Here is a 16,831-nt window from a genome sequence, read left to right on the forward strand (position 1 = left end):
ACTGAAATAAAAGAGGAGGAACATCAATGAAAGCAATGGGAGCAAACGAAATTCGAAGAGCCTTTTTAAAGTTCTTTGAAGAAAAGGACCACTACATTCAAAAAAGTTACCCTCTTGTGCCCTTGGAGGACAAGAGTTTACTGTTGATCAATGCGGGAATGGCCCCCTTAAAGCCTTACTTTTCAGGAACCAAGGAGCCGCCGAAGAACCGCATGGCCACCTGTCAAAAATGCATTCGTACCGATGACATCGAAAACGTGGGACGAACCGCAAGACATGCCACGTTTTTTGAAATGCTGGGGAACTTCTCCTTCGGGGACTATTTCAAAAAAGAAGCCATTGAATGGTCCTGGGAGTTTGTCCTGGAGGTCCTGGAGATGCCCCGGGAAAACGTCTGGGCCTCGATTTACCAGGAGGACGACGAAGCCTTCGATCTGTGGCATGACCACATCGGCCTGGAAAAAGAGAAGATTGTACGCCTGGGCAAGGAGGACAATTTCTGGGAAATCGGCACCGGCCCCTGCGGCCCCTGCTCCGAGCTCTACTACGACCGGGGAGCGGCCTACGGCTGCGAGGATCCCGATTGTAAGCCGGGCTGCGACTGTGACCGGTTTGTGGAATTTTGGAACCTGGTGTTTACCCAGTTCAACAAAGACGAAGAGGGGAATTATACCAAACTTCCCAGTCCCAATATCGATACCGGTATGGGTCTTGAGCGGGTAGCGGCGATTATGCAGGATGTAAACTCCATTTATGAAATCGACGTTGCGAAACGGATTTATGACCGGGTGATCGCCATGAAAAACTCTCCGGAAAAGGAAGAGGAAAGCACCTCCATTAAAGTCATTACCGACCATGTGAAGGCGGTTACCTTTATGATCGGCGACGGAATCGTCCCCAGCAATGAAGGCCGGGGATACGTCCTACGACGCCTCCTACGCCGGGGGGCCCGTCACGGAAGAATGCTGGGGATACGCCACAGCTTTTTAAAGGATCTGATGGATACCGTGGTGGAAATTTTCGGCGAGGACTATCCGGAGCTGAAAGAGAAACAAGACTATATTCGAAAGATCATCACCGTGGAGGAGGAAAAATTCCAGGAGACCATCGGACAGGGAATGGAAATCCTCGACGGCTATATCGAAACCCTGGAACAAAAGGGGGAAAAGGTCCTTTCCGGGGCCGACGCCTTTAAGCTCTACGACACCTATGGTTTTCCTCTGGACTTGACCCTGGAGATCCTGGCGGAAAAGAATTTTACCGTGGACGAAGAGGCCTTTGAAGCCGCCATGGAAAAACAGCGAAACCTTGCCAGAAGCTCCCGGCAAAAGCAGGGTACCGAAGGCTGGGCAGAGGATCCCTTAAAATCCGTGGATCCCAAGCTGAAAACCTTATTTACGGGGTACACTTCCTTTAAGGAGACGGCGAAGGTTATGGCCCTGGTATCCCGGGGAGAGGCCTTGGAAGAAGCCGTCGAGGGGACGGAAGTCCTCTTGATTACGGATAAAACCCCCTTTTACGGAGAAAGTGGGGGACAGGTGGGGGATCAGGGCCGAGTCTACCATGACCACTTTGAAGGAAAAGTCCTGGATACCCAAAACGATAAAAACGGCAGAACCTATAAACTGGTAAAAGTCCTTTCCGGGACAGTGAAAAAAGGGGAGGACGTGACCCTGCACATCGATGAAAAACGGCGCTTTGCCACGATGAAAAATCATACGGGAACCCATTTACTCCATCAGGCACTGAAGGATGTGGTGGGGGACCATGTGAACCAGGCGGGGTCCTACGTCAGCGATGAACGAATGCGATTTGACTTTAACCATTTTGAGGGACTGACCCAAGAGGAAATGGAAAAAATCGAAGAGCAGGTCAACGCCGTGATCTTTAATGGACAGCGGGTCAACGCCGCCACCATGTCCTTAGCCGAAGCCAAGGAAAAAGGGGCCGCGGCCCTGTTTACGGAAAAATACGATGAGCATGTCCGGGTAATTGAAGTGGAAAATTACTCCAATGAACTGTGCGGCGGCAGCCACGTGGATAATACCAGCAAAATCGGCATGTTTAAAATTCTGCACGAAGCCAGTGTCGCCTCCGGGGTCCGACGGATTGAAGCGGTAACCGGGGAAGGGGTGTATCGTCAGATGAAGGAGCAAGAGGCTCTGATTCAGCAGGCGGCACAAACCTTAAAAGTAAAGGAAAACAATATCCTTCGCCGTATTGAAGAGGTCTTAGTGGAACAAAAAGATCAGCTTAAAACCATCGAATCCCTTAAAAGCAAGCTGGCGGGAGACGTTGTGGGAGATTTGCTTAAGACCGCTGTGGAGGTAAAAGGCGTACCGATGATTTTGGAAAACCTGGGAGAAAAGGAAATGGACGAAATCCGAAAAATCGGTGACGGTCTGAAGGAAAAAGTGGAAAGCGGCATCATCGTTCTTGGGGCGAAGAATAAAGGCAAGGCAAGCTTCATTGCCATGGTCACCAAGGATCTGGTTCAACAAGGCATCAAAGCGGGAGACATCGTCAAGGTGGGCGCCAAAGTCGCCGGCGGCGGTGGTGGCGGTCGACCGGATATGGCTCAGGCCGGAGGCAAGAATCCCGAAAAAATAGACGAAGCCTTAGCGGCTGTTAAATCCTACGTGGAGGAAACCCTGTAGGTCATTGTAATTCTCAAGCGTCTCCCCGAAGGGCAAGCGGCCCTTGGGGACAGGAGGAATCAATGAGTCAAACCCTTCTATAAACCCTAGGTTGATTTGGGTATTATAGAAGGGTTTTTACTGGCATTACTGACTTTACTGGTTGACTGGCTTGATTGGTTGACTGGCTTGATTGGTTGACTGGCTTAACAAGGGAGTAGTAAATAGTCGTTATCTATCATAAACCGTCGTGATCCATCACTAGAAAAAAAGGAGTGGAAAATATGTTATACGGAATGCTGTTTTCAGTTTTGGCAGGGATCATGGTATCCATGCAGGGGATTTTCAACGCCCGCCTCAGTGACAAAATCGGGTTTTGGCATACCAATACCTTTGTTCACGGCAGTGGATTTTTGGTGGCCTTTATTATTATGTTGATGTTTGAAAATCTGAATTTCAGCCCCATCAAAGAGGTACAGCCCTATTATCTCTTAGGAGGGGTCATGGGGGTGGTGATCATTTTCAGTGTGATCAACGGCATCTCCTCCATCGGGGCCAGTTATACCATTACCCTGATGATCGTAACCCAAATTGTGTTTACCGCGGGGATCAACTACTTCGGCTATTTTGGGGAACCGATTATTCTTCTGTCCCTCAGAAAAGCCGTGGGATTGGTGCTGATGATCAGCGGCCTGGTGATGTATCAGATGAACTAACCCCCGGAAAAGAAAAGTCGCCCTGTGGTTTCAAACTTTCAAAATCTATGGTAAAATAGTAGGAAGCAAAGGAACGATAAAATTAAGGAGGCGATATCATGTACGATGATCAATCCACCATGAAGTTTAACATAGACCAGGAAAAGCAGGAGGAAGCAAGAAGCATCATAGAAAGCGTATACCAGGCCCTAGAGGAAAAGGGATACAATCCCGTAAATCAATTCATCGGATACATGTTATCCGGGGATCCCACCTATATTACCAGCCATAATAACGCCAGAAGTATGATTTCCAAGATCGAACGGGATGAATTACTGGAAGAACTCCTACGATCTTACTTATCCAAATAATACCAGGGAAGTAAGGGGGCGGCCTCTTACTTTTTTTATGGAAAGGTTTCCTATTTTGAAATCATCTATGTTATAATTAATATTTATATGGTAGGATTTTAAGGAGGATAACCTTGGAGTACAATCGATTAGGCAAAAGCGAACTGAAGGTATCGAAACTCTGTTTCGGATCCCTGACCATGAGCCCCCTGCAGCGAAACCTTTCTCCAAAAGAAGGAGAAGCCCTGTTGCTTCATGCCTTTGATCATGGGGTGAACTTCATTGATACCGCCTCTCTTTACGGAAATTATCATCAGATCAAAGGGGCGTTAAAACAGTGGGGACGGCATAAAATAAACATTGCCACCAAATCCTATGCCTATTCCGAGGATACCGCAAAGGATAGTTTGGAAGAGGCCCTTACGGGGCTTGAAACCGACTATATCGATCTGTTTATGCTTCATGAACAGGAAAGCGAGCACACCCTTCGGGGGCACGGGGAGGCCATCGACTTTTTTCTTCGAAAGAAAAAGGAAGGGGTCATCAAAAGTTTCGGCATTTCCACCCATTTTGTTTCCGGGGTGCAGGCCGCCGCAGAGCACGGGGCCGTAGATGTGGTCCATCCCATCGTAAATTACCAGGGACTGGGCATCGTGGACGGAGACATCCGGGAAATGCTCCAGGCGATACATAGGGCCAAGGAAAAGGATATCGGCATTTTCGCGATGAAACCCTTGGGCGGGGGACATCTTCTTTCGGATTTTCAAAAGGGTTTTGACTACGTGTTAAACCTGCCGGACATAGACGCCGTGGCCGTAGGTATGCAGACAAAAGAAGAAGTGGAAGTAAATGCGGGGATTTTTTCCAACAGGGAAATTTCCCGGGATACTATAAAAAAAATCAAGGCCCAAACCCGCACCCTGCAAATCGCAGATTGGTGTCGGGGCTGCGGTCTTTGCGTACAACGATGCAATATGAAGGCCCTCAGTCTTCAGGAAAAAGCCGGGGCGAAGGTGGCCGTGGTGGATCCGGAGCGCTGTGTGCTTTGCGGATACTGCGGGAAGGTTTGTCCGGACTTTTGTATTAAAGTAATTTAACTGCAAACCGGCCATAAGGAGGATGTATGGAAAAGATTTTAGGACTGGATGTGGGGGACCGCACCATCGGTGTGGCGGTCAGCGATGCCTTGGGATTTACTGCCCAGGGTGTAGAGACCATTTTTCGAAAAAGCAAAAAGGAAGATTTTCAGCGCCTGGAAGAGCTGATCAAGGCCTACGGAATTAACACCGTGGTGGCGGGACTGCCGAAAAACATGAACGGCAGCTTGGGCCCCCAAGGGGAGAAGACCAAGGCCTTTTGCGAGAAGCTGAAGAATAAATTCGATGTAAAGGTCATCTACTGGGATGAACGGCTGAGTACGAAAGCCGCCCGACGAACCTTAATTGAGGCGGATGTCAGTCGAAAAAAACGAAAAGGAGTCATCGATAAGATGGCGGCGGTGCATATCCTGCAAGGATATCTGGACAGTTTATAATGCTCTGGACAGTTTATTTTGCTCTGGACAGTTTATAATGCTCTGGACAGTTTATAATACTCTGATAAGCGTAACCCTAATAAGATTAAGATGTAAGAAAGCATATAATTAACGAATCATTACATTAAAAAAGCAAGAAAAATCAAAGGAGGTTTTTGACCATGGAAGAAAAAGAAAACATTATTACCCTGATTGACGAGAACGATGAGGAAAAGGATTTTGAGATTATTATGACCTTGGAGCTGGAAGGCAAAGAGTATACGATCTTAATGCCTTTGGAAGAGGAAGAAGAGGAAGAAGCCTACGTTTTCAGAATCGAAAACGAAGGGGTGGCCGAGGACGATTTTGTCTTAGTAGCCATTGAAGATGACGAGGAATATCAAAAAGTCGTGGATGCCTATGAAACCATAGTAGAAGAGGATCATGACCATAGCGAAGAAGAAGAAGAGTAAAAACCCATGGGTTTTATAGAAATTCCCGGCGAGAAGGTCCCGGGCCTGTTTCAACGAAGGGTGAACCGTTTTATCGGGGAGGTCTTCGTTGAAGGGAGCCTGGAGCGGGTACACATAGCCAATACCGGACGGATGAAGGAACTTCTGGTAAAGGACGCGGCGGTAATCCTTCGAAAAGTAGATCAGCCCCATCGAAAAACCAAGTTTGATCTATTAATGGTTTATCATGGGGATACTTTAGTATCCATTGATTCGAAACTGCCCAATCAATTGCTGGAAAAGGCTTTTAAAGAGGGAAGTATTCCCGGTTTTGAAGGATTCACAACGGTGAAGCGGGAAGTGACCTTCGGAAAAAGCCGTTTTGACCTGAGCTTATTGAATCCGAAAACCAAAAAATTGGCATTGATCGAGGCGAAATGCGTAACCCTGGTGAAAAACGAAGGGTTGTCCACCTTCCCCGATGCCCCCACCCTCCGAGGGGTCAAGCATGTCTTAGAGCTGATGGAAGGCTTAAAGGCCGGGTACCGGGGAGAAGTGTTTTTTGTGGTGCAGCGAAAAGACGGACGGTTCTTTCGCCCCAACGGGGCCATGGACGCCGAGTTTTCCAAAGCCGTCACCCTGGCAAAAAAAGCCGGTGTAAATTTCCGAGCCTATAACTGCGAAGTAACACCAAAAGGAATTCAGCTCTTAGAAGAGATCCCCGTGGAGATCGAAGGCTAATTGTTTCAGGGGATTATCAGTTGGCAAAAAGAAGTTTGACAGCTGAAGGAAAATCCAGTATACTGAGTTGTGAAAACAATTATTAATTGAGAAGCGAGGGCGAAAAATATGTTGGAAACCATGGATACTTTAAAGGGCCGATTAAAAGAAAAAGGAAGTAAATTAACCCCCCAACGACGGGCGACGTTAAATGTAATTATAGAAAACAAGGGAGAACACCTGAACACGGAAGAGATTTACGAACTGGTTCGAAAGGACTGTCCGGAAATCGGTCTGGCTACGGTGTATCGAACCCTGCAATTGTTGGAGGAAATGGATATTATCTCCCGGATCAACTTAGACGACGGATGTTCACGATACGAGATCAAAACCGACGACGAGGATCATCAGCACCATCATTTAATCTGTCAGGAATGCAGCAAAATTATTGAAGTAAAAATTGATCTATTGGATCATTTGGAAAAAGAAATTGAAAAAGAATATGATTTCGACATAAAGGACCATAAATTAAAATTCTTTGGTCTATGTACGGATTGTAAACAGAAATAGTAGAAGGAGTGACAAATTTGGCAAGTAAAAAAGACAAGTTAAAAATTATCCCGCTAGGAGGACTAGGGGAGATCGGAAAGAACATGACCGCCATCGAATATGAGGACGAGATTCTAATCATCGACTGCGGCCTGAGTTTTCCTGAAGAAGAAATGTTAGGGGTGGATATCGTAATTCCGGATATCACCTATTTATTGAAGAACAAGGATAAGGTAAAGGGAATTGTTATTACCCACGGACACGAAGACCACATCGGAGCCCTGCCCTATGTCTTGAAAAAAATCAACGTCCCGGTATACGGAAGCCGACTGACCGTAGGATTGATCGAGAACAAATTAAAGGGCTTTAAAATGAAAAATGCCCACGTTGAGCGGGTAAAGCCTCGACAAAAGATTCAACTAGGCGCTTTTAAAGTGGAGTTCATCAGCACCTCCCACAGTATTCCCGATGCTTTTGCCTTATCGGTGGAAACCCCGGCGGGCATCGTATTCCATACGGGAGACTTTCGAATTGATTATACCCCCATTGACGATCAGATCATCGATTTGGATAAAATCGCGGAAATCGGTCGAAAAGGGGTACTGGTAATGCTGGCGGACAGTACCAATGCCGAGCGTCCGGGAACCACCCGTTCGGAAAAAAGCGTGGGAGATACCTTCGATGAGATTTTCAGCAGCAGAAAAAGTCGTATTATTATTGCGACCTTTGCCTCCCATGTGCACCGAATTCAGCAGATTGTAAATTCCTGTGTAAAGTACAACCGTAAGGTGGTCTTTGCGGGAAGAAGTATGCTGACCGTCGGCGCCGTAGCCCAGGACTTAGGGGTATTGAATATCCCCGAGGGAATTACCATTACGGAAAAGGAAATGGACGATTATCCTGATGAAGAAGTGGTGGTTGTGGTTACCGGTTCTCAGGGAGAGCCTATGGCGGCCCTTCCAAGAATGGCCAGTGACGAACACCGTACCCTGGATGTTCGAAGTGGAGATACCGTGGTATTTTCTTCCACACCGATTCCCGGGAATGAAAAACTGGTTGGAAAAGTAATGAATCTATTATATGATCGCGGCGCGGAAGTCATTTACGATAAATTATATGATGTGCACACCTCCGGACATGCCTGCCAGGAAGAATTAAAACTGATGCACCGACTGGTGAAGCCTCAGTACTTTATTCCCGTACACGGGGAAGTACGACATCTTCGTCAGCACGGACTCTTAGCGGAAGAGCTGGGCATGCCCAAGGAAAATATTTTCGTCGGAGAGACGGGAGACATTATGGAATTCTCCAAGGAATCCGCCAAGGTGATCGGAAAAATCACTTCCGGACAGGTTCTTGTGGACGGTCTGGGTGTAGGAGATGTCGGAAACATCGTTCTACGGGATCGTAAGCACTTAGCGGAAGACGGACTGATGATCGTCGTGGTCACCATCAAACGGGAAAACCGAAAGGTAATGGCCGGACCGGATATCATCTCTCGAGGTTTTGTCTACGTTCGAGAATCCGAGTCTCTGATGTCGGAAGCCAAAGACGTGGTATCCAAAGCCTTGGTAAGTTGCGAGAAGCAAAACACCAAAGAATGGTCCGTAATCAAAGGGGCCATTCGGGATCAGCTAAAAGGCTTCCTCTATGAAAAAACCAAGCGGCGTCCAATGATTCTGCCTATAATTATGGAAGTTTAAATAAAAGTATATTATAATAAAATAGGACATTAAATATGGAACTCTAACGGTGGATGTTAGAGTTTCATTTTTGCGTAGTTTTAAAAAGATGACCGGGATGACAGGAGATCAGCGGGACGAGATGACAGCGGGACGGAGTTATTGTCATCTTTAGATGACAATAACTCCGTCCCGCTGTCATCCGCCCCGCTGTCATCCGCCGTCCTGTCATCCCAATACATAGGGAAAGAGGTGTGAAGATGAATATTTTACTTTATATCGCAATTATGATCTTTGGAGCGTTTTTAGGAAATCGGAAACTGATTCCGAAGCCCTTGATGAAAAAAATCGATACCATCCAGTTTTTATGCCTGTTATTGCTGCTTTTTATTATGGGGGTGTCCATCGGCTTGGATGAGGAAGTGATTCAGTCCTTTGGCACCATAGGGGTGCAGGGGATCATCTTCGCGGTGGCCTCCATCCTCTTTAGTATCCTCGGGGTCCGCCTGATTGCCTCGAAGGTCCTTGTAAAAGGTGGTGAGGATCAGTGAGTATCACAATTTTACTAACTGTGGCCCTGGGGGTCCTGAGCGGAATATTTCTCTTTCCCGAAAGTCTGCAGGAGTCCATGGGTTTTTGGATCAGTTTCGGCTTAGGCCTATTGCTGTTTTTCGTAGGCATCGACATCGGCTCTAACCGGGGGATCCTGGGAAGAATCCGGAGAATCGGATTCAAAGTCTTTCTGGTTCCCTTAATGGTGGCGGTGGGAAGCATCCTGGGCACAACCTTGGCGGGGATTGTAATGGGTATGAATTTGGCGGAATCCGCCGCCATTGGCGCCGGTTTCGGCTGGTACTCCCTATCCGCCATTGAGCTTTCCAAGCACAGTGCCTACCTGGGAACCCTGGCCTTTGTGACCAACATCTCCCGGGAAGTCATCGCCCTGGTGTCCATTCCCTTCATCGCCAAGTATATCGGAAAACTCGAGGCCATTGCTCCCGCGGGAGCCACCGCCATGGATACGGTGCTTCCGGTGATCTCCAGGTCCACCAATGCCCATATCGCCATTATCTCCTTTATCACCGGCGTAGTGCTTTCCAGTATGGTACCGATCCTGGTTCCGCTGCTTATGCTGTTTTCCTAGGTGTGGTCTCGATAAGAGTCGAAGGAAAGAAGCGAGCCGAAGGAACGAAAAGGGTTGAAGGAAAGAAAAGAGTCGAAGGAAAGAAAAGGGCTGAAGGAACGAAAAGGAGCCGGGAGGATAAAGAGGGGCCGCCGGGAAAGAGGAAAGCTCCGAAAGCCCGGGGTAGTTAGGGATACCCTGAAGAACAGGGAAAACAGACACGAAGAAAGAAGTGAGGATTGCAATGAATAATAAGAATCATCAGCCATCGATTGAAGAGGAAGAAATTGTGCAACAGCATGTAAAGGACTATATAAAAGAGCTGCTTCCCCAACATCAGGGCCTCTTAAAAGAGCTGGAGGACTACGCGGCGGCTCATCATGTGCCCATTATCCAGGGGGAGGTGGCAGCACTGATCCAGGTCCTGGTAAAAACCTCAAAAGCCGAAAAGATTTTGGAAATCGGCACCGCCATCGGTTACTCCGCCATGATCATGGCCGAGGCCATGGAAGAAGAGGGGCGCATCGTTACCCTGGAGCGAAATGAGAAAATGGTGGCCCTGGCCGGGGAGAATATCCGCCGGGGGGGCTATGAAAACCAAATTCAAATCATCCCGGGAGACGCTTTGGAAACTCTACATTTTTTACCGGGGGACTACGACCTGATATTCATGGACGGGGGAAAGGGACATTACCGGGAAATGCTGGATCTTGCCATATCCCTACTAAAGCCCGGTGGACTGTTGATCTCCGATAATATATTATATAAGGGAATGGTCTCCAGCGAAGAGCTGGTACAACGACGGAAACGCACCATCGTCCATCGAATGCGGGAATACCTGGAATACATCACCCACCATCGGGAGTTGACCACCAGCATTATCCCCATCGGCGACGGCGTAGCTTTGTCATATAAGAAAAACTAGGAGGAACATTCATGGAAAAAGTGGAACTACTGGCCCCGGCGGGGGATTTAGAGCGCCTGAAAATGGCGGTGCTCTACGGCGCCGACGGGGTCTATCTCGGCGGACAGATTTTCGGTATGCGTGCCGCCGCAAAAAACTTCAGCATAGAGCAAATCGAAGAAGGGGTGGCCTTTGCCCATCAACGGGGGGTTAAGGTGTATTTGACCCTGAACATCATTCCCCATAATGAGGATTTTGAAGGATTGGAAGAGTATTTACTACAGGTGGAAAAAACCGGCATTGATGCCATGATTGTTTCCGACCCGGGAACCTTTGAGCTGGTGCAGGAGACCCTGCCGGATATGGATATTCATATCAGCACCCAGGCCAACACCACCAATCACCGGACCATCAACTTCTGGCATAAAATGGGGGCGGAGCGGGTGGTTCTTGCCCGGGAGCTGAGCTTTCCGGAAATCCACGAAATTCGGGAAAAGATTCACCCCGAGGTGGAACTGGAAGCCTTTGTCCACGGCGCTATGTGCATCTCCTATTCGGGACGGTGCCTGCTCAGCAACTACATGGCCAACCGGGACGCCAACCGCGGCGCTTGCGCCCAGCCCTGCCGCTGGAACTACTACTTAGTGGAGGAACAACGGCCGGGAGAGTACATGCCCATCTACGAAGATGAAAAGGGCACCTATTTTATGAACTCCAAGGACCTGTCCATGATCGGCCATATTCCCGAGATGATCGAATCCGGGATCAAAAGCCTGAAGATTGAGGGGCGGATGAAGACCATCTATTACGTGGCCACCATCGTTCGAGCCTACCGTATGGCCATCGACGCCTACTATGAGGATCCGGAAAATTGGACCTTTAAGCCGGAGTGGATGCAGGAAATCAAAAAGGTCAGTCACCGGGAATTCACCACGGGTTTTTACTTTGACAAGCCCGACGAAAAGGAACACATCTACGCCGACAAAACCTATCACCGGGACTATACCTTTATCGGTCTGGTAAAATCCTACGATGAGGAAACCGGCACCGCCGTGATTGAGCAGCGAAACCGTTTCTTTAAAGGGGACACCGTGGAAATTGTGGGCCCGGAAAAGGAGACCCAGACCTTCGTGATCACGGAGATGATCAATGAGGAAGGGGAGCCCATCGATGTAGCCCCCCACCCGAAACAACAGGTTCGAATCCCGGTAAACCGGCCGGTCAAACCCTATGACATGCTTCGAAAAGAAAGGATGGATCATGATGAATCATAAACCTATTTTAATCGGAATCACCGGAGGCACCGGTTCCGGAAAGAGCACCGTGGCCCAGGCGATTTACGACAGTTTGTCGGAGAAAAACATTGCCATTATTGAACAGGACGCCTATTACAAGGACCAGTCTCATTTAACCTTTGAGGAGCGGACCAAGACCAACTACGACCACCCCCTGGCCTTTGACATGGATCTCTTGATCGAACATTTGGAAAAGCTCTCCAATAAGCAGTGCATCGAAAAGCCCGCCTATGATTTTGAAAACCATAATCGAAAGAAAGAAACCACCACCTTTTATCCCAAGGACATTATTATCTTAGAAGGCATCCTGCTGTTGGACGAACCGAAGCTTCGGGACATGCTGGATATTAAAATCTTTGTGGATACGGACTCCGACGTTCGAATCATCCGGCGGATCCTTCGGGATATCGAGGACCGGGGACGAAGTCTGGAGTCGGTGATCGATCAATATTTAAGCACGGTGCGTCCCGCCCATCTTCAGTTTGTGGAACCGAATAAAAAGTACGCCGATATCATCATTCCCGAAGGAGGCTTTAACCAGGTGGCCATCGATATTATGATTGCCAAGGTAAAGTCCATCGTTCAGGAAAGGGTTTAATTTTTCACAAAATAAATCCGTCCTATTATACAAAAATGATTTTTCTTGTTATAATGGAGAATAAGGGGGAGATTTAAAAATGAATATTGCATTTTTTATTACACCGAAACATGAGAGTGTTTGCCTCGAGAAGGACGCCACCATGCGTCAAGCCTTGGAGAAAATGGAGTATCACCGTTATACCGCCATACCCATCGTAGATAAACAGGGGAGATATGTGGGAACTTTGACGGAAGGGGATCTGCTTTGGAAGATGAAAAACACACCGAATTTAACCTTTGAGGGAACCAATAAAATTTCTCTTAAAAAGGTTCCGAAAAATATGAGCAATCATCCTGTCTCTATCAATGCGGAGATCGAGGAAGTTGTGGATTTGATTATGAAACAAAACTTTGTCCCTGTCGTGGATGATCAGGAGATTTTTGTGGGCATCATTACCCGAAAGTCGGTAATGAGTTACTTACGCAACATCGCAGCAGAGGAAATCGGAAACACGGACAACTTACGTTCCGTATCGAGCATGTAATCCTCCCGAGGGAAGGGGTAATACCAATGTTTCCAAGGGAAAGAAAAGCGGGTGAGAAAAATGGAATTCAATGAAGAGAATAAAGGTTTTTTTATCAATGATTACAGTGAAGGGGCCCATACCGAAATACTAAAGCGCCTTCAGGAAACCAATGAACAAGCCCAGGAAGGCTACGGAGAGGACCTCCACACCAAACAGGCCAAGGAAGAAATTAAGCGGCTCTTGGGAGAGAACCACTCCTCGGAAGTTCATCTGGTCTCCGGGGGTACCCAGGCGAATTTAACCACCCTAGGGGCCATGCTTCGGCCCTTCGAGTCGGTGATTGCGCCGGAAAGCGCCCATATTGCCGTGCACGAAACCGGCGCCATTGAAGCCACCGGCCATAAGATCAATACCATCCCCACAGAGGACGGAAAAATCACTCCCGCCGATATTTTAGAGGTGTTAGAGGAACATGAGGACGAGCACATGGTCCTGCCCCGAGTGATTTACATCTCCAACACCACGGAGGTGGGAACCTGTTATACGAAAAAGGAATTACAGGAACTTCGGGCCTTTGCCGATGAGCAGGGGCTGAAAATATACCTGGACGGCGCCCGAATCGGCTCCGCCTTGATGACGAAAAGCAACGATTTGACCCTTAAGGATTTGGCCGCGCTGACCGACGCTTTTTACATCGGCGGCACGAAAAACGGCGCCCTGTTAGGGGAGGCCATCGTCCTGAACAGCCCTGAGCTTCAGAAAAACTTCCGCTATGCCATCAAACAGCGGGGAGGGCTTATGGCCAAGGGAAGAATTCTCGGAATACAGTTCACCACCCTTTTTGAAGGGGATCTGTTCTTCCAACTGGCGGGCCACGGCAATGAAATGGCGGACCGCCTGCGGGAGGGGATTCGTGAGGAGGGCTATAAGTTTTTGGCGGAGACCGAAAGCAATCAGCTATTCCCCATCCTTCCCGAGCGATTGATCGAAGAGCTGGAGAAAAAGTACGTGTTTTATCGTTGGAAAAAAATCGATAATCATCACACCGCCCTGCGCCTGGTGACTTCCTGGGCAACGAAAAAAGAAAAGGTGGATGCTTTTTTAGAGGATCTGAAAGCCTAAGGAAAAGGGAAACAGGGCACAGGGATCGATCCGAAAGACAGAACCAAAGGAGATGGAAATATGAAATTTTCAACGTTACCGCCGAAGGGGACCTTTGATGTAACCCCGGAGGAAATGGAACTTCGAAGCTGGATGCAGGATACCATAAAAAATACTTATAAGGAACACGGATTTACCCAGATTGAAACCCCCAGCATCGAAAATCTGGAGCTACTGACCAACAGCGAAGGGGGAGAAAATCTCCAGATGCTGTTTAAAATTCTTAAACGGGGAGAGAAATTCAGTCCCCAAGAGATTACGGAAAGCACCACGGAGAATGACCTTTGCGATTTAGGGCTGCGTTTCGACTTGACCCTGCCCTTGAGCCGTTTTTACGCCAACAACCGTAACGATTTAATGAATCCTTTCAAAGCCTTTCAAATGGGCTATGTGTGGCGGGCGGAAAAACCTCAAAAAGGACGGTTCCGTCAATTTACCCAATGCGATATCGATATTTTAGGGGACGACTCCATTTATGCGGAAATCGACCTGATTTTAACCGTAACCAAAGCCTTAAAGCGTCTGGGCTTTGATGATTGTACGGTGAAGGTCAATGACCGCAGACTCCTTCGGGAAATGGTGGAGCGCTCAGGCCTTCCCGCGGAAGGCTTCGATACCCTTTGCATTACCCTGGATAAAGCGGACAAAATCGGAGACGACGGGGTGCTTCGGGAACTGCTGGAAAAAGGCTTTGAGGAAGAGTCTGCCAGAAAACTGCTGGCACTCTTAAAGACCATCGAGGAAGAGGGCCTTACAGCCTTTGAAAGCGAAGAGGCGACGGACCTTCAGCGGCTGATCGACAATGTGAAGGATTACTATCCCATCGAATTTGAGCCCACCTTGGTACGGGGGATGGGCTACTATACCGGTCCGATTTTCGAAATCGAAAGCGGGGATTTTAAAAGTTCCATCGCCGGCGGCGGACGCTACGACGACCTATTATCAAAGTTTCAAAAGGAATCCATGCCGGGCGTGGGAGTATCCATCGGTTTTGAGCGGATCTTTGCCATTCTTCAGTCTAAGGACTTTGTGATTCCTGAAAAGCCGAAGAAACGGGCCTTGATTTACACCACCGAGGAGGACCTGCAAAAAACCGTGGCCTTCGCGGAAGCCCTTCGGGATCGGGGACAGATTGTATCCATGATCCGATCCTTTAATAAAGTGGGAAAAAAAGCGAAACAGGTGGAAAATGCGGGCTACGATGATGTGGTTGTGATCCGGGAAGATACGGTACTGGATGATTTACTGTAGAAAATAAGCACACAAACTTGGAAGACAAAGGACCGGTGGATTCGGCTTCTTTGTCTTTTTTTTAGGAGGCGACCATGGAAGCGAGAAAAAAACGAATTGAAGCCTTGGACATCCTGCGGGGGTTTGCCCTGTTCGGGGTGCTCTTGGTCAATCTTACGATGATGCATACCAGCCGGACGGGCTTTAGTGTTTCGAGAATGGGCCTGGAGGGCATCAATCACCTCTCCGCCCTGGGCATCGAAGTGTTTTTTCAGGGAAAATTTTATACGATCTTTTCCATCCTTTTCGGCCTGGGGTTTTTTCTTTTCATGAACCGGAAGGGAAAGGATATCCAATCCCCCGAGGCCCTGAAGCCCTTTTTCATCCGGCGAATGCTGGCCCTCCTTTTCTTCGGCCTCCTACATATGGTGTTCGTCTGGCATGGGGATATTCTTCACGTATATGCCTTAATAGGCCTGGTGCTTTTGTGGCGGAAGGAGAAAACCGAGGAAGACCTTCTTCGGGGAGTCCTGATCTGGCTTTTGATTGCCGCGTTTATCACCGGGGTGTTAAACGCCCTGATCGAAGTGCCCATTCTGTTTCATGCCATGGTCACCTCGGAGATGAGTCCCTACGCCGACAGCGTCTACAGCGGAGGCTCCTATTGGGAGCTTCTTCGCTTCCGCCTGGTTCATGAAGTCCAAAATGCCCCGGTGGATCTTGTTTTCATTTTGCCGAAAATCCTCGGGCTTTTTTACCTGGGCTTTTATCTGGGACGGAAAAAACTCTTTGAAAACCTGAAGGACCACCGGGGGACTTTGTTGAAAACCCTTCGATACAGTGCGGCCATCTCGTTGATCATGATCCTGGGGCTGCTGTTTTTCAGACCTTACACCGGAGGGGAGAATCCCTATTACACCTTCGCTTTTCTGGAGGGGATTTTCAGGGAAACCCTTACCCTCTCCGGCAGCGCCTTTTATATATCGGGACTGTTACTGCTTCTGGGAAAGACGCCCTGGAAAAAAATCCTGAATCCCCTGAAATATCTGGGGAAAACCGCCCTGAGTAATTATCTGATCCAGACTCTCTTTTGGAGCTGGGTCTTTAACGGCTACGGACTGGGTTTTTACGGCAGGCTGCCCTACTGGAGCTTCTTTCCCTTAGCCACGGCTTTTTTCATCCTGCAGATCCTCCTCAGCAAATGGTGGCTCAGCCGTTGGAAGACGGGGCCCATGGAGGCCCTGTGGCGAAGGTTTACCTATGGAACTTAAAGCTTGGAAAGAACGTCTAAGGAGAAGATTTCTTTTGGAAAAGTCCCAAAAGTTCATAATAAGTTCATATAACCGTGATAAGATGACCTTAGGATCATAAGAAGGCTTAGATAAGAAAACTTAGAATAAGGAAACCAGAAATAA

18 protein-coding genes are annotated in these 16,831 nt (G+C 48.2%); all 18 read left to right on the top strand.

The genetic code is table 11. The features are described 5' to 3' along the window. The first annotated feature begins 26 nt into the window (after positions 1–26). The 18 genes from alaS to ISALK_RS03940 all read left to right on the top strand — a co-directional run bounded on the left by alaS (position 27) and on the right by ISALK_RS03940 (position 16,687). A complete protein-coding gene (alaS, locus tag ISALK_RS03855) occupies positions 27–2,657 on the top strand; it encodes an alanine--tRNA ligase (RefSeq protein ID WP_160719215.1) in 2,631 nt (876 codons plus the stop codon). A 263-nt stretch (positions 2,658–2,920) separates the two neighbouring features. After that, positions 2,921–3,352: a DMT family transporter gene (locus ISALK_RS03860; RefSeq protein WP_160719219.1), complete on the top strand. Its 432-nt coding sequence runs from the start codon at positions 2,921–2,923 to the stop codon at positions 3,350–3,352. Positions 3,353–3,450: 98 nt separating this feature from the next. Continuing rightward, entirely contained in the window at positions 3,451–3,702 is a 252-nt protein-coding gene (locus ISALK_RS03865; RefSeq protein WP_160719222.1) for an IreB family regulatory phosphoprotein, read from the top strand. A 113-nt stretch (positions 3,703–3,815) separates the two neighbouring features. Beyond that, positions 3,816–4,778: an aldo/keto reductase gene (locus ISALK_RS03870; RefSeq protein WP_160719226.1), complete on the top strand. Its 963-nt coding sequence runs from the start codon at positions 3,816–3,818 to the stop codon at positions 4,776–4,778. 26 nt (positions 4,779–4,804) lie between these two features. Continuing rightward, a complete protein-coding gene (gene ruvX, locus ISALK_RS03875; protein WP_160719230.1) occupies positions 4,805–5,215 on the top strand; it encodes a Holliday junction resolvase RuvX in 411 nt (136 codons plus the stop codon). Between the two features lie 161 nt (positions 5,216–5,376). Next, positions 5,377–5,667: a DUF1292 domain-containing protein gene (locus ISALK_RS03880; RefSeq protein ID WP_160719234.1), complete on the top strand. Its 291-nt coding sequence runs from the start codon at positions 5,377–5,379 to the stop codon at positions 5,665–5,667. 6 nt (positions 5,668–5,673) lie between these two features. Further along, the gene (gene sfsA / locus ISALK_RS03885) at positions 5,674–6,387 is read left to right on the top strand and encodes a DNA/RNA nuclease SfsA (RefSeq protein WP_160719237.1); all 714 of its coding nucleotides are present in this window, start codon (positions 5,674–5,676) and stop codon (positions 6,385–6,387) included. Between the two features lie 108 nt (positions 6,388–6,495). Continuing rightward, a complete protein-coding gene (locus ISALK_RS03890) occupies positions 6,496–6,936 on the top strand; it encodes a Fur family transcriptional regulator (protein WP_160719240.1) in 441 nt (146 codons plus the stop codon). 17 nt (positions 6,937–6,953) lie between these two features. Further along, positions 6,954–8,618 carry a ribonuclease J gene (locus ISALK_RS03895; RefSeq protein ID WP_160719243.1) on the top strand — a complete coding sequence of 555 codons (1,665 nt, stop codon included), beginning with the start codon at positions 6,954–6,956 and terminating at the stop codon, positions 8,616–8,618. Between the two features lie 239 nt (positions 8,619–8,857). After that, a complete protein-coding gene (locus ISALK_RS03900) occupies positions 8,858–9,148 on the top strand; it encodes a LysO family transporter (protein ID WP_160719246.1) in 291 nt (96 codons plus the stop codon). Beyond that, on the top strand, positions 9,145–9,741 hold the full coding sequence (locus ISALK_RS03905; RefSeq protein WP_160719249.1) for a LysO family transporter: 597 nt from the start codon (positions 9,145–9,147) through the stop codon (positions 9,739–9,741). Before ISALK_RS03900 ends, ISALK_RS03905 begins: the two co-directional genes overlap by 4 nt. Before the next feature lie 223 nt (positions 9,742–9,964). Continuing rightward, positions 9,965–10,645, top strand: a complete 681-nt coding sequence (locus tag ISALK_RS03910) for an O-methyltransferase (protein ID WP_160719252.1) — start codon at positions 9,965–9,967, stop codon at positions 10,643–10,645. An 11-nt stretch (positions 10,646–10,656) separates the two neighbouring features. Next, on the top strand, positions 10,657–11,898 hold the full coding sequence (locus ISALK_RS03915) for a peptidase U32 family protein (RefSeq protein WP_160719254.1): 1,242 nt from the start codon (positions 10,657–10,659) through the stop codon (positions 11,896–11,898). After that, positions 11,888–12,517 carry a uridine kinase gene (gene udk, locus ISALK_RS03920; protein ID WP_236660254.1) on the top strand — a complete coding sequence of 210 codons (630 nt, stop codon included), beginning with the start codon at positions 11,888–11,890 and terminating at the stop codon, positions 12,515–12,517. Before ISALK_RS03915 ends, udk begins: the two co-directional genes overlap by 11 nt. A 79-nt stretch (positions 12,518–12,596) precedes the next feature. Continuing rightward, entirely contained in the window at positions 12,597–13,043 is a 447-nt protein-coding gene (locus tag ISALK_RS03925) for a CBS domain-containing protein (RefSeq protein ID WP_160719258.1), read from the top strand. A 60-nt stretch (positions 13,044–13,103) separates the two neighbouring features. Further along, entirely contained in the window at positions 13,104–14,147 is a 1,044-nt protein-coding gene (locus tag ISALK_RS03930; protein WP_160719260.1) for a threonine aldolase family protein, read from the top strand. Positions 14,148–14,207: 60 nt separating this feature from the next. After that, entirely contained in the window at positions 14,208–15,437 is a 1,230-nt protein-coding gene (gene hisS / locus ISALK_RS03935) for a histidine--tRNA ligase (RefSeq protein WP_160719264.1), read from the top strand. A 74-nt stretch (positions 15,438–15,511) separates the two neighbouring features. Beyond that, a complete protein-coding gene (locus ISALK_RS03940) occupies positions 15,512–16,687 on the top strand; it encodes a DUF418 domain-containing protein (RefSeq protein ID WP_160719267.1) in 1,176 nt (391 codons plus the stop codon). Positions 16,688–16,831 lie beyond the last annotated feature (144 nt).

The organism is Isachenkonia alkalipeptolytica (assembly GCF_009910325.1).
In the GTDB taxonomy this organism is placed as follows: domain Bacteria; phylum Bacillota; class Clostridia; order Peptostreptococcales; family T1SED10-28; genus Isachenkonia; species Isachenkonia alkalipeptolytica.

Bases quoted from the DNA above. Each gene is read 5' to 3' on its own strand.
- alaS (WP_160719215.1), top strand. From the start codon at position 27: ATGAAAGCAATGGGAGCAAACGAAATTCGAAGAGCCTTTTTAAAGTTC.
- ISALK_RS03860 (WP_160719219.1), top strand. From the start codon at position 2,921: ATGTTATACGGAATGCTGTTTTCAGTTTTGGCAGGGATCATGGTATCC.
- ISALK_RS03865 (WP_160719222.1), top strand. From the start codon at position 3,451: ATGTACGATGATCAATCCACCATGAAGTTTAACATAGACCAGGAAAAG.
- ruvX (WP_160719230.1), top strand. From the start codon at position 4,805: ATGGAAAAGATTTTAGGACTGGATGTGGGGGACCGCACCATCGGTGTG.
- ISALK_RS03880 (WP_160719234.1), top strand. From the start codon at position 5,377: ATGGAAGAAAAAGAAAACATTATTACCCTGATTGACGAGAACGATGAG.
- sfsA (WP_160719237.1), top strand. From the start codon at position 5,674: ATGGGTTTTATAGAAATTCCCGGCGAGAAGGTCCCGGGCCTGTTTCAA.
- ISALK_RS03890 (WP_160719240.1), top strand. From the start codon at position 6,496: ATGTTGGAAACCATGGATACTTTAAAGGGCCGATTAAAAGAAAAAGGA.
- ISALK_RS03900 (WP_160719246.1), top strand. From the start codon at position 8,858: ATGAATATTTTACTTTATATCGCAATTATGATCTTTGGAGCGTTTTTA.
- ISALK_RS03910 (WP_160719252.1), top strand. From the start codon at position 9,965: ATGAATAATAAGAATCATCAGCCATCGATTGAAGAGGAAGAAATTGTG.
- ISALK_RS03915 (WP_160719254.1), top strand. From the start codon at position 10,657: ATGGAAAAAGTGGAACTACTGGCCCCGGCGGGGGATTTAGAGCGCCTG.
- udk (WP_236660254.1), top strand. From the start codon at position 11,888: ATGAATCATAAACCTATTTTAATCGGAATCACCGGAGGCACCGGTTCC.
- ISALK_RS03925 (WP_160719258.1), top strand. From the start codon at position 12,597: ATGAATATTGCATTTTTTATTACACCGAAACATGAGAGTGTTTGCCTC.
- ISALK_RS03930 (WP_160719260.1), top strand. From the start codon at position 13,104: ATGGAATTCAATGAAGAGAATAAAGGTTTTTTTATCAATGATTACAGT.
- hisS (WP_160719264.1), top strand. From the start codon at position 14,208: ATGAAATTTTCAACGTTACCGCCGAAGGGGACCTTTGATGTAACCCCG.
- ISALK_RS03940 (WP_160719267.1), top strand. From the start codon at position 15,512: ATGGAAGCGAGAAAAAAACGAATTGAAGCCTTGGACATCCTGCGGGGG.